At 63.1% G+C, this 20,873-nt stretch carries 21 protein-coding genes and 1 pseudogene; 13 read left to right on the top strand and 9 right to left on the bottom strand.

Translation table 11 applies throughout. The features are described from left to right. The first annotated feature begins 124 nt into the window (after positions 1-124). Both HBNXHr_RS03735 and HBNXHr_RS03730 read left to right on the top strand, forming a co-directional pair. Complete coding sequence (locus HBNXHr_RS03735) at positions 125-814, top strand: nucleotidyltransferase domain-containing protein (protein WP_275883227.1); 690 nt, start codon at positions 125-127, stop codon at positions 812-814. Beyond that, positions 807-1,296, top strand: a pseudogene (locus tag HBNXHr_RS03730) (hypothetical protein). The gene HBNXHr_RS03735 and the pseudogene HBNXHr_RS03730 overlap by 8 nt, the downstream one beginning before the upstream one ends. Before the next feature lie 62 nt (positions 1,297-1,358). On the opposite strand, the gene HBNXHr_RS03725 reads toward HBNXHr_RS03730, so the two are convergent. After that, entirely contained in the window at positions 1,359-3,710 is a 2,352-nt protein-coding gene (locus tag HBNXHr_RS03725) for a glycoside hydrolase family 3 N-terminal domain-containing protein (RefSeq protein WP_275883225.1), read from the bottom strand. A gap of 139 nt (positions 3,711-3,849) precedes the next feature. Further along, entirely contained in the window at positions 3,850-4,641 is a 792-nt protein-coding gene (locus HBNXHr_RS03720; RefSeq protein ID WP_275883224.1) for an SDR family NAD(P)-dependent oxidoreductase, read from the bottom strand. Between the two features lie 154 nt (positions 4,642-4,795). On the opposite strand from HBNXHr_RS03720, the gene HBNXHr_RS03715 reads away from it, so the two are divergent. From HBNXHr_RS03715 to HBNXHr_RS03705, 3 genes are all read left to right on the top strand, one after another. After that, positions 4,796-5,755, top strand: a complete 960-nt coding sequence (locus HBNXHr_RS03715; RefSeq protein ID WP_275883223.1) for a mannonate dehydratase — start codon at positions 4,796-4,798, stop codon at positions 5,753-5,755. A 47-nt stretch (positions 5,756-5,802) separates the two neighbouring features. Further along, a complete protein-coding gene (gene uxaC, locus HBNXHr_RS03710) occupies positions 5,803-7,170 on the top strand; it encodes a glucuronate isomerase (protein WP_275883222.1) in 1,368 nt (455 codons plus the stop codon). 328 nt (positions 7,171-7,498) lie between these two features. Next, complete coding sequence (locus tag HBNXHr_RS03705; RefSeq protein ID WP_275883221.1) at positions 7,499-7,804, top strand: hypothetical protein; 306 nt, start codon at positions 7,499-7,501, stop codon at positions 7,802-7,804. A 167-nt stretch (positions 7,805-7,971) separates the two neighbouring features. Here HBNXHr_RS03705 and HBNXHr_RS03700 read toward each other — a convergent pair whose 3' ends face one another. After that, positions 7,972-10,038: an alpha-glucuronidase family glycosyl hydrolase gene (locus HBNXHr_RS03700; protein ID WP_275883220.1), complete on the bottom strand. Its 2,067-nt coding sequence runs from the start codon at positions 10,036-10,038 to the stop codon at positions 7,972-7,974. Between the two features lie 134 nt (positions 10,039-10,172). Here HBNXHr_RS03700 and HBNXHr_RS03695 point away from each other — a divergent pair, with 134 nt between their 5' ends. Both HBNXHr_RS03695 and HBNXHr_RS03690 read left to right on the top strand, forming a co-directional pair. Further along, entirely contained in the window at positions 10,173-10,622 is a 450-nt protein-coding gene (locus HBNXHr_RS03695; protein WP_275883219.1) for a Mut7-C RNAse domain-containing protein, read from the top strand. A gap of 75 nt (positions 10,623-10,697) precedes the next feature. Then, entirely contained in the window at positions 10,698-11,186 is a 489-nt protein-coding gene (locus tag HBNXHr_RS03690; RefSeq protein WP_275883218.1) for a DUF5797 family protein, read from the top strand. Positions 11,187-11,207: 21 nt separating this feature from the next. Here the strand turns inward: HBNXHr_RS03690 and HBNXHr_RS03685 are convergent, their stop codons facing one another. Both HBNXHr_RS03685 and HBNXHr_RS03680 read right to left on the bottom strand, forming a co-directional pair. Then, positions 11,208-12,257 (bottom strand): DUF5787 family protein, encoded by a 1,050-nt coding sequence (locus HBNXHr_RS03685; protein WP_275883217.1) that lies wholly within the window; start codon positions 12,255-12,257, stop codon positions 11,208-11,210. 65 nt (positions 12,258-12,322) lie between these two features. Next, positions 12,323-13,012, bottom strand: a complete 690-nt coding sequence (locus tag HBNXHr_RS03680) for a hypothetical protein (protein WP_275883216.1) — start codon at positions 13,010-13,012, stop codon at positions 12,323-12,325. 176 nt (positions 13,013-13,188) lie between these two features. Here HBNXHr_RS03680 and HBNXHr_RS03675 point away from each other — a divergent pair, with 176 nt between their 5' ends. The 3 genes from HBNXHr_RS03675 to HBNXHr_RS03665 all read left to right on the top strand — a co-directional run bounded on the left by HBNXHr_RS03675 (position 13,189) and on the right by HBNXHr_RS03665 (position 14,379). After that, complete coding sequence (locus tag HBNXHr_RS03675; protein WP_275883215.1) at positions 13,189-13,479, top strand: hypothetical protein; 291 nt, start codon at positions 13,189-13,191, stop codon at positions 13,477-13,479. A 184-nt stretch (positions 13,480-13,663) separates the two neighbouring features. Continuing rightward, a complete protein-coding gene (locus HBNXHr_RS03670) occupies positions 13,664-13,903 on the top strand; it encodes a hypothetical protein (protein ID WP_008527215.1) in 240 nt (79 codons plus the stop codon). A 146-nt stretch (positions 13,904-14,049) separates the two neighbouring features. Beyond that, positions 14,050-14,379: a hypothetical protein gene (locus HBNXHr_RS03665; RefSeq protein ID WP_275883214.1), complete on the top strand. Its 330-nt coding sequence runs from the start codon at positions 14,050-14,052 to the stop codon at positions 14,377-14,379. Between the two features lie 11 nt (positions 14,380-14,390). Here the strand turns inward: HBNXHr_RS03665 and HBNXHr_RS03660 are convergent, their stop codons facing one another. Next, complete coding sequence (locus tag HBNXHr_RS03660; RefSeq protein ID WP_008527220.1) at positions 14,391-14,813, bottom strand: NUDIX domain-containing protein; 423 nt, start codon at positions 14,811-14,813, stop codon at positions 14,391-14,393. A gap of 195 nt (positions 14,814-15,008) precedes the next feature. Here HBNXHr_RS03660 and HBNXHr_RS03655 point away from each other — a divergent pair, with 195 nt between their 5' ends. Both HBNXHr_RS03655 and HBNXHr_RS03650 read left to right on the top strand, forming a co-directional pair. After that, the gene (locus tag HBNXHr_RS03655; RefSeq protein WP_275883696.1) at positions 15,009-15,335 is read left to right on the top strand and encodes an uS10/mL48 family ribosomal protein; all 327 of its coding nucleotides are present in this window, start codon (positions 15,009-15,011) and stop codon (positions 15,333-15,335) included. Positions 15,336-15,399: 64 nt separating this feature from the next. Beyond that, positions 15,400-16,677 (top strand): amidohydrolase, encoded by a 1,278-nt coding sequence (locus tag HBNXHr_RS03650; protein WP_275883213.1) that lies wholly within the window; start codon positions 15,400-15,402, stop codon positions 16,675-16,677. 52 nt (positions 16,678-16,729) lie between these two features. Here HBNXHr_RS03650 and HBNXHr_RS03645 read toward each other — a convergent pair whose 3' ends face one another. Continuing rightward, positions 16,730-18,097: a geranylgeranyl reductase family protein gene (locus tag HBNXHr_RS03645; RefSeq protein WP_275883212.1), complete on the bottom strand. Its 1,368-nt coding sequence runs from the start codon at positions 18,095-18,097 to the stop codon at positions 16,730-16,732. A gap of 460 nt (positions 18,098-18,557) precedes the next feature. After that, entirely contained in the window at positions 18,558-19,001 is a 444-nt protein-coding gene (locus HBNXHr_RS03640) for a hypothetical protein (RefSeq protein WP_275883211.1), read from the bottom strand. A gap of 84 nt (positions 19,002-19,085) precedes the next feature. Between HBNXHr_RS03640 and HBNXHr_RS03635 the strand changes: the two genes are divergently transcribed. Next, a complete protein-coding gene (locus HBNXHr_RS03635; protein WP_275883210.1) occupies positions 19,086-19,424 on the top strand; it encodes a 2Fe-2S iron-sulfur cluster-binding protein in 339 nt (112 codons plus the stop codon). A 173-nt stretch (positions 19,425-19,597) separates the two neighbouring features. Here HBNXHr_RS03635 and HBNXHr_RS03630 read toward each other — a convergent pair whose 3' ends face one another. Further along, positions 19,598-20,773, bottom strand: a complete 1,176-nt coding sequence (locus HBNXHr_RS03630) for a PQQ-binding-like beta-propeller repeat protein (protein WP_275883695.1) — start codon at positions 20,771-20,773, stop codon at positions 19,598-19,600. Positions 20,774-20,873: the final 100 nt, after the last annotated feature.

The raw sequence follows: 20,873 nt of genomic DNA, 5'->3' as shown, positions 1-20,873 counted from the left end.
ATCTCGGCCGCGGACCTCCAGAGCGCTTGGTGCTCCGTCGTATTTTTCCCCTCACTGGCCCTCATGTCCGGTTCGACCCCTCACAGCCGCTATTTATTTATACCTCGTTGTACAAATCCGGATAGTGTCCGAGAATACAAAACAAGGGATAAAAGCCTGCATCGATGTCCGTCCAGAGAGCGATGTCGACGTCTTCCGCATCGAGGCGGCTGACCAGATACTCCGTCTCCTGGCGGACGCTCACGAGACGGAATTCACGATCGCCGAACTCGTCGACGTGACCGGGGCCGCCCGATCGACCGTCTGGCGGGCTGTCGATCTCCTCGACAGCATCGGCGTCGTTCGCATCAGGGAAACGCCACAGCGGAACTACGTCGCCATCGACCCGGAGCGACTCCGGAAAAACGACCCGATCCTCGCCATCGAACAGCCCGGGTTCCACGCCCCGGTGCGAACGTTCGTCCAGCGAGTCCGGGAGGCGGTCGAGGGGGCCGACGCCATCGAAGACCTGGTGGGGATCGTCGTCTTTGGGAGTGTCGCCCGGGGGACCGCCGACAGACAGAGTGATATCGATCTGTTCGTCGTCATCGAAGGCGATCGAACGACGGCGAGAAGACTAGTGACTGATGTTGTCGCTGCCCTCCGTGAGGAGCGTTTCCACGGCGATCGATTCGACTTCGAGCCGTACGTCGAATCAGCCGCGAGTGCCCAACGGGCCGGAGAAAAACTGCAGGATATCTTCGAAGAGGGCCTCACTGTCTACGGTGACGATCGGCTGCAGTCCATCCGCAAGGCGGTGTTCGCCGATGAGTAGCACCCGTATCGAACAGCTCATCGACGACGTGCAAGCCGCGTTCGATCGGCCACCACGGGAAATCGAAGAGGGTCTCGACGTCGAAGACGCTGCACTCCTGCAGCTACGTAAAGCGTGCCGGTTGCTCGCCGGTGCCGAGTCGCTTCGTCGTGATGGCTACTTCACGCTCGTGATCGAGGCGTCCTTCGTGGCCATCGAGCGATCGATCGAGTTTCGATTGCTGGAGCGGGGGACACTGCAGCCTACCGATCTGCCGGGCACACACCCGGGTGTGTACCGCGAGGCAGCGGCCGCCGGGATCGTCGCCGAATCGACAGCCGAGGATCTGGCGGATCTCTGGCGCGACCATCGGGAAAAAAACCTACTACCAGGACGGGCTCGCAGCGGCGGACCGAGCCGACGAAACGTACGCACTCGCGAGCGAGATTCACGCCTTCGTCGTCGGTCGTTCGTCACAGGGATTCGAGTGTCTCTGTGAGTGATGGCGATCTGGCTGCTCACCGCAGTCGAAAATGAGAAGCTTCCGTCGACCGGGGCGGCTGATTTACTCTACTCTCTCGACGCTCGTCTCCGTAAGATACGTCCGAGCGGACCGCGGGACGACCTTCGTGTCCGTAACTTCGAAATCAGCAGTGTCGACGATCTCGGCTGCGGATTCCCCGACGCGGAGTTCGTAGGGACCTTCCTCGACAGCGAGGTTCATATCGAAGTCGTGGTAGGCGAGTTGCGTCGCGTCGAAGGTGAACGTGACCCGCTTTGACTCGCCGGGTTCGAGATGGACACGCTCGAAGCCGAGCAGTTCCTGGACGGGACGGGCCTGGCTCGGGTTCTCGGCGTGCTGGTAGAGCTGGACGACGTCGTCGCCTGCCCGCTCGCCGGCGTTCGTGATGGTGACGCTCGCCGACAGGCTGCCCATCGGCGCGACCGTTCCCTCCTCGAGTTCGAGATCGCCGTACTCGAAGTCGGTGTAGGAGAGCCCGTAGCCAAAGGAGTACAGCGGTTCGCCGTCCATGTAGACGTGCTCCTCGTTGGCCGAGTTTGGCTTGCGGCTGTAGTAGACCGGTTGCTGCCCGACTGATTTGGGGATCGACACCGGCAGATGCCCGCTCGGGTTGTACTCGCCGAAGAGTACGTCCGCGATGGCGGTGCCGCCTTCCTGGCCCGGTAGCCAGGCGTGCAGCAGGGCCGGGACAGTCTCGGCGATCTCCGGGATCGCGTGGGGTTTGCCGCTCACCTGGACGACGATAAGTGGCGTCTCGGTCTCGGCGAGACGGTCGATCAGTTCCGCCTGGACGCCCGGCAGTTCGAGGTCCGTGACGTCGCAGTTCTCGCCGCTGGTCGGGACGTCGGGCAGTTCGGCGGGGTTCTCACGGTCCGCGAAGTCGATGTCCGAGCGTGCGCCGACACACGCGACGGCGACGTCGGCGTTTTCGACGGCATCGGCGGCCGCGTCGAACCCCTCGGTCGAGGGGCCGGTCGTGGTGGCTCCTTCGACGTACTCGACGTCGAAGCCGGCCGTCTCGCCTTTGGCTTCGAGGGCGTCTCGTGGTGTGACACTCTCGAAATCGCCGTCTTCCTCGGTGTCGAAGCGGGCGGCGTGGGTGTAATCGCCGACCTGGCCCCGGCCGTCGTCGGCCTGCGGCCCGACGAGCGCGACCGAGTCAAGTTCCTCGGGCGAGAGCGGCAGGAGATCGTCGTTTTCGAGCAACGTCATCGACTCGCGGGCGGCCCGGGCGGCGAGCTCGGTCCCCTCGTCGGTGTCGAACGGCTCGGACGCAGCCTCCGGGTCGACGTACGGGTCGTCGAAGACGCCGGATTCGATCTTCGCCCGGAGCACTCGACGGACAGCGGTGTCGACCGTCGCCTCGCTCAACTCGCCCGCCTCGACGGCCTCGACGAGGTTCTCGCCGTAGCAGTCGGTCGCCGGGAGTTCGATATCGAGGCCTGCCTCCAGTGCGGCAACGCCGGCCTCGCGCTGGGTGTCGGCGATCCCGTGCTCGGTCTTGAGCAAGTCCACGCTGAAGTAGTCCGCGACGACGTGGCCATCGAAGCCCCACTCGCCGCGAAGGACATCCGTCAGCAGCCACTCGGAACTCGCACACGGGACGCCGTCGATGTCGTGATACGCGTTCATCACGGCCCTGGCGTCGGCCTCCTGAACCGCGACCTCGAAGGGGTAGAGATGTACCTCTCTCAATTCGCGCTCGCCGATCTGGACCGACGAGCGGTTCTTGCCGCCTTCACCGCTTCCGTGGGCCGCGAAGTGCTTCAGCGTCGCGTCGATCCCGTCGCCGTCGTTCTGGAGCCCCGAGACGTAAGCGGCACCCAACGCACCGACGAGCTGTGGGTCCTCACCGTACGTCTCCTCGACGCGGCCCCACCGCATGTCCCGGGAGACGTCGAGCACCGGCGAGAGCGCCTGGACCGCGCCGACTGCCGCAAGTCGTTTGCGGATCGAGTCCGTGATCGATTCGACGAGCGCCGGCGACCACGTACTCGCCAGCCCGATCGACTGCGGGAAAATGGTTCCGCCAGGACCCCGGTAGCCGGTCAGACACTCCTCGTGTTCGATCGCGGGGATGCCCAGCCGCGTCTCCTCGACGAGATACTCCTGGAAGGTGTTGATCATCTCGGCCGCGTCTTCGGGATCGAGCAGTCCCTGACTGGCGATCTGGGTCAGGTGGCCGATCCCGTTTCCGAGATACTCCTCGACCACGTCATCGTCGATCTCACCGTCCTCGTCGAGCATCTCTTTCTCGGGGATCACGCCGATCTGCTTCGGGGGAATCCCGCTCAACTGGGCGGCCTTCTCTTCGAGGGTCATCTCCGCGAGTATCGCGTCGATCCGGCGTTCCGTCGGTGCCGTCGAGTCCTGAATGATATCGGAGTCAGTCATGGAGAGTAACGTCCCTTCGTGCTCGGGTAGCACCATTCAACGTTTCGGAACGTGTACCCACGCAATCACAAGCAGAACACAGAAATCGAATCGATCGTCGAGGCGACGCCAGTCCGGTACGAAGCGGTCGAACGGGCCGCTACTCCCGGTAGCCCCAGCCGTCGGCACTCCAGCCGCCGTCAGCGTGGAGAACTTCGCCAGTGACGAAGTGATCGTCACGGGCCAGGAAGAGGATGTTCTCGGCCATCTCCTCGGGCGTCCCGTAGCGACCGACCGGCGTCCGTCGGCGGATGTCCTCGTTGGAGTAATCGGCAGAGTCCTGGGTCTGTTCCGTGATGTCAGTGTAGATGTAGCCCGGGGCGAGGGCGTTCACGTAGATATCGTCGGCTGCCCACTCGACGGCGAGCGTCCGCGTGAGGTTGATGACCCCGCCCTTGGCCGCGCAGTACGGCGAGCGCTTCTGGAGCCCCATCTCGCCCATCATCGACGCCATGTTGACGATCGAGCCGCCATCCTCCTGTTCGAGCATCTGCTGGCCGGCGATCTGGCTGCCGATGAACACGCCCGTGAGGTTGACGTCGATGACCCACCGCCAGTCGTCTAAGTCCATCTCCTCGGCGGGGGCGATCTTAGTCACGCCAGCATTGTTAACCATCACGTCGAGACTGCCGTATTCCTCGACAGTGGCGTCGACGGCGACCTGGACATCCTCCTTCGAGGAGACGTCGGTCTCGACGTACTTGGCCTCGCCGTCGTTGTCGGCCTCGTTGATAGCCTCGTGGGTCGGCGTCCCCCCGGTCTGGGGGTCCGGCTGGATGTCCGCGTTCGTGACGTTCGCGCCGGCTTCCCCGAAGCGTTTCGCGATCGCACGCCCGAGCCCCGAGGACGCGCCAGTGACGATAACTGCCTTGTCTTCAAATTGATCTGTCATTGTTTTCCTCGTCTAATCGCAATCCAGTTACTCACTTCAAGCCGTCGATACAGCCTCCCTGCTGGCATTTCGCCCGTCCCGAGAGCCGTCGTTCGATGACGGGACCGACGGCCACAACGAAAGAAAGAATTGTCCACGTTCGAAAGTCGCGGTCATGGATACAGCACTGATGCTCCCGCCGCATCCCGACGAGCGCTGGACCTTCGCCAAGCAACTCGGCGTCGACACCGCCGTCGTGCGCTTCTGGGGCGTCGAGGGCGAGTGGTGGGACTACGACACGCTGATGCAGACCAAGAGCCGCTTCGAGGACCACGGCTTCTCGCTGGATGTCGTCGAGGACCGCCCGCCGATGGAGAAGACGGTCTTGGGTAAGGAGGGCCGCGACGAGGAGATCGAGGCCGTCAAGCAGCTGCTGCGGAACATGGGCCGGCTCGACATCGACGTCTACAGCTGGGTGTGGACGGAGCTCCCGCTGGGCGTTATTCGAACCTCCGACTCGCTACCCGGCCGCGGCGGCTCCAAGCGGATCGGCTACGATCACAAGTGGATGGAGCAGGCCGAAGACCACCCCGAGGCCGGCATCACCGAGGAAGAGCTCTGGGACAACCTGGAGTACTTCCTGAACGAGGTCGTCCCCGTCGCCGAGGAGGCCGGCGTCAAGATGGCGCTGCACCCGGACGACCCGCCGCTGTCGCCGGTCCGTGGCGTCCCACGGATCGTCACCTCCCTCGAAGATTACGAGCGCATTCTGGACCTCTATGACAGCCCGAACCACGGCGTCAACTTCTGTCAGGGCAACTTCGGGGCGATGGAAGTCGACACCGAGGAGGCGATCGAGGCGCTCGCCGAGAAGATCCACTTCGTCCACTTCCGGGACGTCGAGGGGACGCCCGACTCCTTCGCCGAGACCTGGCACGACGACGGGCCGACGGACATGCTCTCGACCATGCAGACCTACGCCGACGTCGGCTTTGATGGGCCGATCCGGCCGGATCACGTCCCGCGGATGGTCGGCGAGGAGGACCGCGAGGAGACGATGGCCGGCTACACCGACATGGGCCGGCTGTTCGCTGTCGGCTACATGAAGGGACTGCTCGAGGCCGTCGAGGAATAGGCGAGAATCTCGTAACTACTTACTGCTGGCGGGTCGGACGTGACGACATGGCGTTCCTCGACGACGACTATTTACTGGAGACCGACGCGGCGCTCGACCTGTACGACCACATCGCCGATCGACCGATCGTCGATCCCCACAACCACATCGATCTGGACGATATCCTCGCGAACGATACCTGGGACGACATCTGGGCGGTCGAGGGCGCGACCGACCACTATATCTGGCAACTCATGCGCAAGCGCGGCGTCCCGGAAGCAAAGATCACCGGCGACGCCACCAATCGTGAGAAGTGGAACGCCCTGGCCGAGACGCTGCCGATGATGGCCGGCAACCCCACCTACGAGTGGCTCCATCTCGACCTCAAGCGCCGCTTTGGCATCGACAAGGAAGTCACCCCGGAGACGGCTGACGAGATCTGGGAGGAGACCAAAGCCCAACTTCAGACTGACGACATGCGCCCCCAGGCAGTCCTCCGGGAGATGGACGTCGAGATCATCTGCAGTACTGACGACCCGACCTCCCGACTCCAAGCGCACGAGCGATTCGCCGAGGAGGTCGAGGACGTCGAACTCCACCCGACGTTCCGGCCCGATCGAGGAATGAAGATCGACAACGCCGAGTGGTCGACCTTCGTCGAGGAACTCGACGCCGTCACGGAGAGTGACGTTTCCACCTTCGATGGCTTCCTCTCGGCGTTCGAAGAGCAACACCACTACTTCCGCGAGCACGGCTGCAAGGCGTGTGACATCGGGACTGGCACGAACCCACATTCCAAGCCCGTCAGCGAGGAACGGGCGGCGGAGATCTACGACGCCGCCCGGCGTGGCGAGAACCTCGACCCAGCGGCGGTCGAGGACTTCTGGGCGTTCATGCTCGAGTTCATCGGCGAGTTGAACGCCGAAGCGGGCTGGGTCACCCAGCTGCACGTCGGAGCCGTCCGGAATTACCGCGAGTCGCTGTTCGACGAGGTCGGCATCAACGCCGGCGGGGACGTCGCGACCCAAGACGTCGATATCGTCGAGGACATCGACTACTTCCTCGATGCCTTCGACGGCGAGATGGAGATCGTCCTCTACACGCTCGACCCGACCCACTACCCCAGCGCGACCGTCGTCGCCCGCGCCTACCCGAACCTCTCCATCGGGCCGGCGTGGTGGTTCCACGACTCGCCGATGGGCATCGAGGAACAACTCGAGGAGGTCGCCTCGATCGACCTGCTTGCCAACCACGCCGGCATGGTCAGTGACTCCCGGAAAGTGGTCTCCTATGACTCTCGGTTCGAGGTGTTCCGCCGCTCGCTCGCGAACGTCGTCGGGCGGATGGTCGATCGCGGCCAGCTGTCGATGGAGCGCGGCAAGGACCTCGTCGATCACCTGGCGTACGACCGGCCGAAGGAACTCTACGGGTTCTGAGACGCGCTGATATTCCTATCGGGGAAACAGCTGCACGGACGGCAAATTCCCAATATACAGTCCGAATGGTCTCATTGAACGCGTCGGTAACAGGCTGCCAGCCACGGCCGTCCTGAGTTGATCTATAGCATCGATTCAACCGAATAAATTATGAGTCCGGTCTGATAATCTCATTTCCGTGAACCCTCCAACCAGGCGTCGTTTCTTGGCACTCAGTACTGGTTCTATCGGGGCCCTCACCGGGTGTTCGTTGCCCGGTGGACCTCCTGACGTCACGCTCGGTGGCGTCTCCCTGGTGAACACAACGTCAACAGCGGTCGCGTTCGATGTGATCGTCGAATCCGATGGCGAGAGGGTATACTGGGAATCACACGAGATCGGGCCAGCACCGGACAACGGTCAAACGAACACTGAAACCATCGTGCCCGATCTCCCCGAGAAGTCCGAGACCATCGTCGTTCACAGTCGTGTAGACGGCCAACGGAGAACAATCGACCTTGGAAGAGACGACTTCGATGGTGAGTGTGTCCTTCCATCGTTCATCTGGCAGAAATCCGAAGACGTGTTCGGAACGACAGTGACCCTCGTTGCAGATCTTTCCGATCCACCCGAAGCAATCAGCTGTCAGAGTTGATTTGGACGGTACTCACTCGGCTTTGTCGTGATCAAAAGCGCACTGAGGCAGGCGTTTCGCGGCAGTGCGACAGGAAGCGACCCCTCACTGATGATCTATGTATACTAATCAAGCGCACTGTAGGCCAACCGTCGTGCTGTCGGTCAATCACTGATTGACAGCAGTCCTCAGGGAACGCGACCCTGTTCGTCCTCGATCTCCGCGAAGTCGTAGAAGTACCCCGTGATGACGTCGCGCCACTTCTCGGCCTGGTGGACCTGCTCGTCGAAGCGCGTCGCGACGTGCTCGAAGCGCCGGTCGTCGATCTTGCCTTCGAGGGAGAGCCACAAGTCACGGAGGCGCTCGGCCTCTTCGACGCCGTCGTAGAAGTTGTCGTAGAGGCGCTGGATTACCGTGGTGCCGTCCTCGAGTTCGTGATCCCACGGGAGGTGATGGAAGAACAGGAGGTACTTCTCGGGGCAGGTCTCGACGTCCTCGAAGCGCGAGGCGACGGGGTCGCGGAACTGCTGAGCGTAGCCGCTGCCGGTCGAGGTCCGATCGTAGCCGATGCCCTCCTCGGTGGCCCCGTGATAGCCCGGCCACTCGCCGGGGGAGGGGAGGTAGTGGTTTTCGAGGTACTCCTGGCCGTTGTGCATCATGTGGAGCAGGCCGAGCCCGCCGGTCTCGTAGTCGATGCAGGCCTCCCAGGAGTCCAGCAGGATCTCCCGGACGGTCTCGATGACTTCCTCGTCGGCTCCGAAGGTCTGGGTGATCCACTCGTCGGTGATCGTCTCGCTGTCGAGATCGGGATCCCAGATCAGCCGTCCGAAGGCGTAGAGGTTCGATTGCATGAGATAGTGGCCGGTCCAGGTGTGGTCCTCGCCGATGGACGTGACGCCGACGACGCCCTCGCCGTCGCCGCGGAAGAAGTCCTGGACGCGGGACTCCTGGCGGTCCGCGTGCGTGTCGAACTCGAGGATCTCCTTCCACATCGGGAGATGGGAGGTCGCGTGGACGCCCTGGCCGGTGTACTCGCCGGTGATCTGGAGTTCCAGGCCGAGGTCGGTTTCGGGCATTGCGCCGAACAACGTCGAGACGGGTTCGCGGGGCTGGAAGTCGATCGGGCCGTTCTTGACCTGGACGGTGACGTTCTCGGCGAAATCGCCGTCCAGCGGCTCGAAGGTGTCGTAGGCCTGGATGGCGCGATCCTCGTGGGAGCCGTAGACGAACGCCCGCCACCAGACGCGCCCGCCGTGGGGTTCCAGAGCCTGCGCGAGGGCGTTGGCCCCTTCGACGTGATCGCGGTCGTAGTTGTAGGGGCCGTCCTGGCCCTCGGAGTCGGCCTTGACGAGGAACCCACCGAAGTCCGGGATGAGATCGTAAATCTCGTCGGCCTTCTCGCGCCACCATTGCCGAACGTCCTCGTCGAGGGGATCGAAGGTGTCGAGGTCGCCGATGCGCTTCGGTGCGCCGAAGTTGACAGAGAGGTAGATCTGGATGCCATAGCGCCGGAAGACGGATGCGAGGCTGGTGAGGTCCTCGAGTCGCCGCGATTCGAGAAGTCGCCACCCGTCGAACTCCTGGGACGCCTCGTTCGTGCTACCCCGGGGGTAGTACTCGGTGTTGACGTTGTTGAGGACGACGCCGTTGATGCCCAGGGAGGCCAGCAGGCGGGCGTAGTCCTCGTAGCGATCGCGGAGATCGGGCAGGCGATCGAAGTCGAAGATCGACTCGCCGGCGTAGCCCCGTTCGACCGTCCGGCGGAACGGGCAGTCCCAGTGGTTGATCACCCGGTTGGCGTAGGCCGGCTCCTCCCGGACGTCGATTTCGTCGATGGCCTCGCCCATGTTCAGCAGTCGAAGGAGGTGGAAGGTGCCATAGACCAGGCCCTGATCGGCCCCGCTCGTGACGACCAGGCAGTCCTGGCCCTCGTACTCGACGGATCGGATCAGATAGCCGTCGTCGTCGAGGTCGTCGACCGCGCCGTCGGGGATCGACTCGGCGATGACTTCCATGTCGCCGGGCGTCCCGATTGCGAGAAAGCCATCGACCGTCTCCGGGCGGTGCTGCCAGAGGTGGACGTCCTCGCCGAGCAGCCCGGGGATCGCCTCCCGGAGTTCGTCCCGAACAGCACTGCACTCGGGGGATTCCTCGGCGACGTAGGCGTGTTTGAGACGGCGGCGATACGACTCGCGTTGGTCCTCACTGACGCGGTCGTATCGGAGCCAGCAGTCGTCGTATTGGTTCCGCGGCATATGCTCCGGCAATCACCGCCCGGCCACAAAACTGTACTGATCGGGGGAGTGCGCGGCGGTGGGGGCGGGCGACGGTATCCCTGGCGGTGACGGCCGCGGGCCTTTTTCAGCCAGAGTCCGTAGTCACTGCGAAGATGGCCGATCGGCTGTTGGTGGACGCGATGCTCGGGAAACTCGCGACGTACCTGCGGATGTGCGGGTACGACGCCGCCTACGCACTCGATCGCGGCGTCGAAGCCGACGACCGGTTGCTCGCGATTGCCGACGCGGAAGACCGCACCCTGCTCACCCGGGAGCGACAGCTCGCGATGCGGGCAGCGGACAGCCTGTTGCTTGTATCCCGCGACGTCAACGAGCAGTTGCGCGAGTTGCAGGACGCCGGATACGAACTGACACTCGCGACGCCACCCGTACGGTGCGGGACGTGCAACGGTCACCTCGATGCGGTCACGGCCGACGAACCGACGCCGGCGTCGGTCCCCAGCCCGGACGCCGAGTCGGTCTGGCAGTGTCGGGACTGCAGCCAGTACTTCTGGCAGGGCAGCCACTGGGACGACGTCGCCCAGACGCTCGCCGAGTTGTGAGTGGCTACGCGAGACAGACCGCTGGGACGGATCGAATCCAGAAGGCTGTAATACCGTGTGGGCGAATCACCGTCGATGACGCTCTCCGATGAGGCCCTACAGCGCCTGGCTGACGTAGTCGCCCTCCAGCCGACGAAAAATGCCGAACTCCAGGGGGAGTGGGACTTAGAGAGCGGCAGTGAAGTCCACCAGGTGCTCGAATCCGACCTCGGTGAGTACTATTATCGCGACGAGGACAGCCTGATCCGTGCGACGCCGGAGGCGGCCGAACTCGTCGAGCGCGAGGGACTGGTCGAGGGAGGAAACGACGACTTGACAGTCCACGTCTCGGCGTTACAGTGCCGTGTGCTGGAGGTGATCGCCGGCCCCGAAGCGGAACCCCAGAGCGTCGTTTCAGTGCTGCAAGACGTTCGTGAGGCCGGGGAAGATCCGTCAGTCGACGACGTCCGAAGCGCACTCGGCAGCCTGACCGACAAGGGGATTCTCGAACGGATTCGCACGACTGTCCCGACCTATCGACTGGCTGTCGAACGTGACGAACTCACGGTCGAAAAGCGCGAGTAAAGTCCCTGCTGCGTTTCTGACTTACTTCATGCCAGGGCGCTGACGCCGACGCCGTTGTGCCAGCAGTCGCTTGATCACCGCACCCGGCCCACCCTCGATCGGCCATCCCTTCGTCCGCCAGACTGGCGGTTCGGGTTCGAATTCACTACACGAGCCACGACACTCCGCGGCAGTCTGCCGTCGGTCCTTGGCGGCACAGAACGGGGTCGGTCCGGGCTCTTCCCAACTCAGCTCGAAGTGTCGACAGTCGGGCCGCATCGACTCGACGTAACTTCGCCACCCGCGTTCGTAGGCGCGTTCGGCGATCTCTCGGCGTTTTTGTGCCTTCCACTCCGGGTCGACGTACTCGAAACGCGCAGCCGAGGCGTCGTGGTCGCCACCCGAGGGGCGGTCGAGAATCCGGACGCCAGGTTTCGACGGGTCGAGCGTCCGGGGGTTCCAGGCGACATCGGCATCGCCAGCCGATGGATCGACGACGAGGATGCCGGCCTCGACCGGGACGTTCTCCAGTAACGCGGGTTCGATCCGCTCGCCCGTCTCGGCCGTGGCGACCCACACTTCGTCGGCCAGTCCCATCGCGACGTCGCGTTCGATCTGGGGGGCGAGGTGGCGCGCCGCACTCGCGTCGAGATCCGGTTTGTTCTCGATCGCGATCACGCGCTCGACCCATGACGGATACACGGACTTCCGGCGGATCTCGATCTTCCCGCCGTTCTTTCGGACGTCCAAAATGTCGCGGTCGGCCGCCCGGTGGATCGCCTCCCGGACGTACCGCCAGGGATAGCCGGGATCGGGGAGTGCATCGCGGTAGTAGGTCCACTCGGCGGGCGCATGCGGGATGACGTCGAGTAGATCCGAGTCGAGGGCGCGTTCGCCGAACTCGGCACGCTGACGGAGGCCGTCAGGATCACATTCGAAGACGATCGTGTCCCAGCGGCGGCGTTTCGTGCCGAGTTGCCGGGCGACGACCAGTGGGTTCTCGCGGTCGCCGCCCGGCGGCCAGGCACGCTCGGCCCACTGACAGACCCGCAGTTCGAAGTCGAACTCGGCGTGATAGTCCTGGCCGCTCACGGATCGAGCGAGGAACGGCGTTGTCGAAGGCGTTTCGATGCCCACTGGACAAGAGAGGTCCCAAGTCACGCAACCTGTCGGCGTTTATAAATGTAGAGTCCGCCGATCAGGTACGGGCCGACCAACAGGACCGTCGTGAACAGCACGGACATGAAGTACGTGATCGGGTTCGGTTGCCAGTCGGTTCTCGCGTTGACGCGTTTGGCATCGTGATACACAGCCAACGCCAGTGGCGGACCCAACCCCAGCAACACGAGTGTCGCCGTGACGTCCAGGCCACCGATCCCGAAGCCGACCAGCGCCAAAAACCCCCCACTGACACAGAACATGACGATCGGGAACCAGAGCCGGGACGATGAATTCGGCGGGAGATACTCGTAGCGCTTCCGGAGGTACGGCAGGACGACGAGCGCCGAAAGGGCAAGTCCGCCGGCGGCATAGAGGATTGGAAACGGATACCAGTCGAGCTCGGCTGCATGGAGTTTGCTGGCGTCGGCGTACAACCCGACCGCGGCGATGATGTGATACAGCACGCCGTACAGCGGCAAGGCGATCAACAGCCAGCCACTGATCGAGGCGATCGGTTCGGGAAACACGGACGTGTTGATCGTGCCGAATCCACTCGCCGCCGTGGAGGTCATCGAAACGTAGCTGAAAATGCCACCGGCGGCGATCGTCAGCACCCACAGCAGGAAAAACCCGTATTCGAGCACCCGACACCACCGATCAGACAGTTCGTCCCCCTCCCCCGTCATACAGATCGAATTTCATTAATGGCTGATAAAACTATCGGATTTTCGGATGGGAGGTCACACGAATCGAAGAAAGAAAGCCGCTGAACCGCGCGTCCCGTCGAGAAATACCAGGAACGGATCCGAAAACGAACCCGCCCCAGCACAACGTATTTGATTGGACGAGTAAAGCTATCAATATGAACGACAAGCAGCGATTGATTGTCGGGTTCAGTGGGATCGCGCTCGGGAACACCCTGCTGGCTCTCGGCTCCTGGCTACGGGCGGACTCAACCATCTTAACCGCCGGTCAAATCGTGGTCGCCCTCAGCATGGCCATAGTGGCAGCCGGGTATCTGTTTGATTTCAGTCAGTACGAGCCGCCCAACGACAACCGAATGTGGGAATTGTTCCCAACAACTGTCATCCTTCTCGGGATCATCATTTCGGCCATGGGTGCTGTCCTCGTCATCCTGGCGCTGATCAACTGATCGGTCGATATCGGCCCTATTCCACCAACCGCTTGCATTCATCGTCGGGGACCCAAGCGCGATTGACTCACAGAGAGACACAAATCCCGAGGACGAACCCGCTGTCGTCCTCGCGCGGCGGGACGGTTCCGGCGGACAGAGCCAGACCGTCACGGTTTTGTCAACTGACGTGGGTTTCCGGAATATGGTCCCTGACGACCGAGATGCCGTCCACCGGGAGTTGCGATCGATCAAACGATGGCTCGTCGTCGTTGCGATCCTGCTGGCCGGCGTGACCCTGGGCACGCTGTCCGATCTCAATGCAGCACCCACGTGGCTGGGCGCACCGCTGCTGGTGACCGTCTTCGGGACGCTGTTGGGCGGCCCGATCTATCTCATTGTGTCTTTGTTCCGGGAGCCACCAGATACTGAAGTGTCCCCCTGATCGGGGGCGGGTTGGGCTGTCCTCATCAGTGCAGTCGCCGCAAAGAAATCGTGAGCGGTTCCCCTGCAATCACGAGCAGTCCGACAGCGAGTTGCCGTAAATAGCATATCGTTGTTCATAAAACCGAACCAGTCGAGCGGAGACATATGCCCGCTGATATCGAAGTGCTTGCCCGACACGTCCGTGGAGTCAAGCGCTGGCTCGCCATCATCGCGACACTCCTGGCTGCCATCGTGCTACAGGTGGATGCAATGTTTTATGAGTTCACTCTGGACCCGACGCCGGCGTTGCTACTGTTGGTGATTATGCTCGTCGGTCTGGGCTATGTCGCGATCTCGTTGCTGCTCGAACCGTTCCGTCGCCTTGAGAGCGAAGTGGACGACGATCCCACCAAGGATGATGCCGATGAGATCGAGAGCCGGCAGCTACCGACGCGACGTCGCTCGCGGACGAGGTCGCCCCGCTTCCGGGGGTGACGCCGGCCGCTTCAGACGTCTTTCTCGTCGATGAAGTCGTGGGCCTCCTCGAAGATCTCCCGGGGGCCATCCTGGGTGATGGTGTTTTTCGCCTGTTCGTAGTCGCGCCACTGGTGGTCGTGGTGCTCCGTGGAGAGTTCGGCACTCGCCTCGAAGGATTTGGCGATGAACAGGTGAACGGTCTTGTGAATGGTGTTGCCGTTCGCCTCGAACACGTAGTCGTACTCCTCACGGAAGCCGTCGATGAGCCGGAAGTCGTCGATTCCGGCCTCCTCTTTCACTTCGCGGATGGCGGTTTGCTGGAGTTCCTCCTCGCCCTCGACGCCGCCTTTGGGAAACTCCCAGTCCCCCGGGCGGCTCTTGAGCAGCAGGTACTCCCGCTGGCCACGCGTATCGCGAAAGAGGATGGCTCCCGCGCTCGTGGCCTCGATCATTACCGACATCTAGTCATGCGGAACTTAAGAGCATATCGAAGCCAGGAACCGACAGACGCAAACAGTACCGCCCGGCACACCCAATAGTGATGGGTATATAACAGGAATTTGTCCGGAGACGAAGGCCGAAATCGATCGCTTGAGCGCCCCAAAGGAATGGGTTTTTCCCCGTCGGCCGCGGACCCAGAAGACGAGATGCCGTTCGTCATGACGTTGACAGTCGAAAGCGGGGATCGCTACGTCCTCGAAGACGTAGTGACCGAGATCAAAGAGGCCGCCGAGCAGAAGGGCGTGGAACTGAAAGGCCCCCATCCCCAGGCCCCCCAGGAGCTTCGCGTTCCCCAATCGGCGGACCTCAGTGCGGACGGCAACCGACTCGACCCCTGGCACTACACAGTGTTCACCCGGACGGTCGAGATCATCGGGCACGACGAGTTCGCCCGCGATGTCGCCGAGTGGGAGTTCCCCGAGCGCGTCCACATCGAGGTGTCGGTCGAGCAGCGCCGCGGTGCCGGTCGGTGAAGAGGGGGCGATTACGGGACGACAGCGCGTGCGATTTACATAGCACAAACGTTTCTGCGGACGTATGACCGAAACCCCAGAGCATCTCAAGCAACTTCGACGTGATCTTCATCGGCACCCAGAACCGGCCTGGCGGGAGTTTTACACGACAGCCCGCATCCTCGAGGAGATCGAACGGATCGGTGTCGACGAGGTGTTCGTCGGCTCCGAGGCTCTCGACACTGCCGCCAGAGCCGGCGTCCCGGACCACGACGAACTCGCCCGGTGGCGGGAACGCGCGAGCGAGGCAGGCGTCGACGAGGCGACCCTCGACCGGCTCGACAGCGGACAGACGGGTGCGATCGCCGTCCTCCGGCGGGGGGACGGGCCGACGGTCGGGTTGCGGGTCGACATCGACGCACTCCCGCGAACCGAATCGAGCGATCCCGAACACGCACCCGTCGCCGAAGGGTTCCGTCCCGATCACGACGACGCGATGCACGCCTGTGGGCACGATGCTCACGCTACCATCGGCGTCGGCGTCCTCGAAGCCATCGCCGACAGCGATTTCGAGGGAACGCTGAAACTCATCTTCCAGCCCGCCGAGGAGGTTATCGGCGGCGGGCGGGCAATCGCCGGGAGTGGTCACCTCGACGACGTGGACGCACTGCTGGCGATCCACATCGGTCTGGACTACCCGACCGGCGGGGTGGTCGCCGGGATCGAGGGCATGTTCGCCGTTTCGAATTTCCGGGCGGAGTTCGCGGGGGAATCGGCCCACGCCGGCGGTCACCCGGATCACGGCCGCAACGCCGTCCAGGCGATGACGACGGCCGTCGGGAACCTCTACGCGATCCCGCGACACACCGACGGCGCGACGCGAGTCAACGCGGGGAACGTCGGCGGCGGATCGGCCTCGAACGTGATTCCCGAGTCGGCGTACATCGAGGGCGAAGTTCGCGGCGGAACGACCGAGCTGAGAGAGTACATGCGCGAACGCGCCGAGACGGTCATCGAATCGGCCGCGGAGATGCACGATTGCGAGGGAAGCGTCGACTGGGGGGCCCAGGCCCCGAGCGCCGATCCCGACCCGGAACTTCGGCGGCTCGTCTATGACGTCGCAGGTACTGTCGACAGCGTGGCGTCCCGACGCGAACGGGGTGAACTCGGCGGCAGCGAGGACGCCACGTACCTCATGCGTCGCGTTCAGGAGCACGGCGGCGAAGCGACCTTCGTCGGAATCGGGACGGATCACCCGGGAGGTCACCATACGGCGACGTTCGACGTCGACGAGACGTCGATCGGGATCGGCGTCGACGTCCTCACCGACGCGATCCTGGCGATCGGCGAGCAGAAGGCCTGAAAGTCGCCACGGGCCGGGACCCGGCGGCTGTCCAGAAGTGCGCAGACGGCAGTCAGTACTTCGCCTCGGCCCCGGTCGTCTCGTAGACGTCCTGGATGAGGTCGTCACGCCGATCCTGCCAGGCCTCGAAGCCACTCGGTGACTCCGGATATGCCTCGTAGTGCTCGAGGAGTTCGTCGGCGTGGCGTTTGGTTCGATAGAGGTCCAGAATCGTGCCCCAGTGGCCACGACTCTTGAGGGCCGTCTTGAGCTTCAGCGACCAGCTCAGGTCGGCCGAGCCCGAGTACAGCGCCTCGGAGAGTTTCGTCATCGGGAGGCTCGCAAGCATGCCCGTCAGGTCGTCGATCTCGTATGCCGTCTTCTGCTTGAAAAAAACGTCCAGGGCGGCGTAGCGGCCGCCGAAGTGCTCCATGACGCGCTCGTTGTACCGCCACAGCGTTGCCTCGGAGGGATCGCCGTCCTCGACGGCCTCGATGGCCTGGTCAGCAGCGTACTTCCCGGCGTAGGCCGCGCCGGCGATCCCGCCGCCGGTGGTCGGGTTGACGTGGGCTGCGGCGTCCCCGATCGCCATGAACCCGGGGGCCGTCGCGGAGTCGTAGGGCCGCCGAGTCGGGATCGCCGCGCCGAGTTTGTCCTTGACAGTGGCGTTTTTGAACTCCGCGCGGTTCTCGATGTCCCGGCGGAGTGCGTCGACGAGTTCCATCGGTTCCTCGCCCATCTGAAAGCCCAGCCCGACGTTGATCTCCGTCTCCGTCCGCGGGAAGTACCAGAGATAGCCCGCCGATCGCTCGGTGGGTTTGAGCACCAGCGCGTCGTGCCACTCGACGGGTTCCTCGACCTCTATGATCTCCCGATACCCGGAGCTGAACTGTGAGTAGGTGACGTTGGTGTCGAAGGTCGCGTCGGCGAGATCGGCCTCGTCCTGGAGGATCGACAGCGCGCCGGCGGCGTCGATCACGACCGGGGCCTCGTAGGTGACCGGATCGCCCTTGCGGATCGCCTCGAGCCCGGTGACGCGCGCGCCGTCCTGGAGCACCGTGTTGACGACGGTGTCGTAGTGGAAGGTTACGCCCGCGTCTTCTGCCCCTTCGATGAGTAACTTGCCGAACTGCAGGCGGTCGATGACGGCGAGTTCACCCGGGACGGGGATGTCGACGGCGGTGCCCTCACTCGGTAGTTCGAAGTGGCCGTGGTCGACGACCGAGTTGGTGATCGACGGTTCGATCTGCGAGCGTGGGATCGCCTCGGGGAAGTTGCTAGCTCCCTTGAGTGCGTCCCCACATGCGATGTGGCCGGCCTCCGATTCGGACTTGCGCTCGACGATCACCACGTCGAGGCCCTCCTCGGCCATGGTCGCCGCCGCGTAGCAACCGGAAACGCCGGCTCCCACGACGACAGCGTCATACTCGGCGGTGGTCATGGACTCCGGTCAACGCCGGACGGGGTTAACTCTTTGCGCTTGGGCAGCGATCATGAGTGATATCGCGTTGGATAGTTAGAATGGTGAATGGAAACAGCGTGAAAGCCCCCGGGCACTCGCCGGCTGCGAACCGCGCTGCGCGCGCCTACGGCGTGCTTGCGGGTTCTCGCTCGACGAGTGCCCGGCCCCTTTCAGTCCCACCCGTATAGGCTTCTCAACCAGGAGACGTGGGTGGGACTGAAAGGGGCGAGTCGTTCGGGGAAGGCGGACCCGATAAGCACCGGAACGTAGTGAGGAGCGCAGTCGCGGTCCCCCGACTCGAACGGCTCGGGGCTTTCACGCTGTCTGTGGTGGTCTCGACTCCCGATATGACTACCGAAACACCAGACAGGACCAAACGACGATAGTGGAAGACATCTAATCACCGAGGACCGTGATCGCCGTCCGAGATTGTCCGCTATCAGTTCGAATGCCAGTCGCCGTTGGCGTTTTCGATCCACAATCGGCGCTCGTGCCCGTTCGCCTCCGTCACCACGACGAAGAATCCCGTCTCCGTATAAAAGTCCTCCTCCGGCGATGGCACCGTGGAATCAAATCCACTCTCGCCGTTCGCCAAGTCGGCTGTGAGTCCGAACTCGCCCTCCGGGACTCGGAGTGCAAATGAGCGCTTCCCGGGAGCGACAGTGACCGTCTTCGTAGCGAGTTCTTCCAGAAGATCGATGATAACAACGACTGTATACTCACTGTCGGCGCGGTTTTCGACGAATATCGGAACCGTCGATTCCGTCTCGGATCCACTCGTCAGGCCCACACCCAAGAGCCCGGCACCGACTGCGGCACCACCGAGACCGAGAACCGCTCGCCGGGATATTTCAGGCGGCATATAAAGAATTTCTCTCGTCAAACCATATGTTTTTTTGGTTGAACGTAGATGCCACCCCCGTCGATCCCATAAAGAGTTTTGTCGGGGACTTGCGTACGCCACCCTATGGCTGAATACACCGTCGAGTTTGTGGGCACCGGGGAAATCATCCAGGTCGAGGACACGGACACTATTCTGAGCCGGTGTCTCGACGAAGGGATCGCCCAGGAGTACTCCTGCCGGGTCGGCATGTGTCTCGCCTGTTCGGCGAAGATCGTCGAGGGCGAGGTCACCCAACCGGCTGCCCGGGGACTGACCGAGGAAGAGAAAGAGAACTACGCGCTGACCTGCATGGCCCGCCCGCAGTCGGATCTCAAACTCGATCGGGGCAAGTATCCCCCGAGCATCGAAGCCGAGGCGGCCGTCGAAGCGGGTGCGGGCGACGAAGCAGCCGCGGACGACTGACGAATTTCTTCCGGCGTCGGGCACGTAGGGGACGATAGCGCGCCATTGAACCACACACATTAGACGAGTTCTCGAAATTCGCCGTACCAGGATCGCGCACGCTCGGCGTCGTCGCGTCATTGGTAGATGATGTCCGACTTACAATCTGGTCCAGATAATCGAGTACTCCTGGATCAATCCGTTGGCAATCGCGCCAGGCCCCCGGTATCTCTGTGTGAAATGTACAGCGCACCATCAGCCGCCGACACGCCAATCTGCGAGGATTCCGGGTTGTATTGCCACCGACGCGAACCGCTGTCAGGGTCATAGGCAGCGATTTCGTTGTCGCTGGCAACAAAGAGAACCCCACCGACACGCCCCAGCGATTGAACTGTCCCGCCGATGTGGACATCAGTCGTCGTCTGCCATCGCCGGGTGCCATCGAGGGAAAAAGCGTCCAGCCGAACCAAGATACCGCCGTCGGGGTCAACGACCGAGCTCGCAACGAAGACGCCCGCAGAAGTCGGCGTCACCCTCTCGAGTTCGTATCCGACGCTTCGACGCCACTGAATGGATCCATCCGCACGGTCGATGGCGACGAGTTCATCCGGACGTTCGTCACGGCTACTTTGCACATAGACGTGCTCGCCAAGCCAGAGTGGCGATCCAAAATGACTGGAGACGTCGCCAGCAACCGCAGTCTGCCATCGGATATGGCCATTGCTGGCCCGGCGCATGCACACGGTAGAATATGAGTCACTCCGCCAATACGCCGTGAGGACCCACTCATCCGCAGCTACGACGGAGGGAGACCCATCGCGAGCTTTCGACTCCCACAGCACTTCACCAGACCTCGGAGCGTGCGCCACCAGCTTCTCGTCTCCATCCGAGTTCGTAGCCGAAAGGAGGCACACCGACCCACTGAGCGTGGGGGACCTACTGAACGGAGAGGGAGGGTACGGATCGGCTTGGCCCGACAGCTGGAAACGACGTGTACCATCACGCGCATCGTAGCCGGTGACTCCACGGCCGTCCCGAGCGGTGCCGAACAGCAACGGGCCCTGACGATCGAGCCATCTGTTCTGTGCCTGGCCCTCCACATGCCATAGCTTCGCCCCCGACAGTCCGACCGTGTAGAGGTCACCGTCAGTGCTGTGGACATGTACCGGTCCACCCGATGCAGGGACAGCCGGTCGTGCCTCGATCGGGCCACCGGTTTCGAAGCGAAAGGTTCGCTCCCCGTCAGCACTGAACGCGTGCAGTTGCGTATCCTGTCCACCGACGACAACGTGTTCATCAGTCGCGGCTGGCGGGCCCGCGGCCATCGCAGACGAGAAATCCCGTTCCCAGAGTGGTTGCACACCTGTCATCACCGACTGGAGATTGCACCCGGCCAGCGCGAGCGTCCCAACCGACGTAAGCGAGACGAGGGCCTGACGGCGAGAGTAGTACCGGCTGCCTTCTCGCTTG

The organism is Halorhabdus sp. BNX81 (genome assembly GCF_029229925.1).
In the GTDB taxonomy this organism is placed as follows: Archaea; Halobacteriota; Halobacteria; order Halobacteriales; family Haloarculaceae; genus Halorhabdus.
This window is presented reverse-complemented; position numbering and strand designations above follow the sequence as displayed.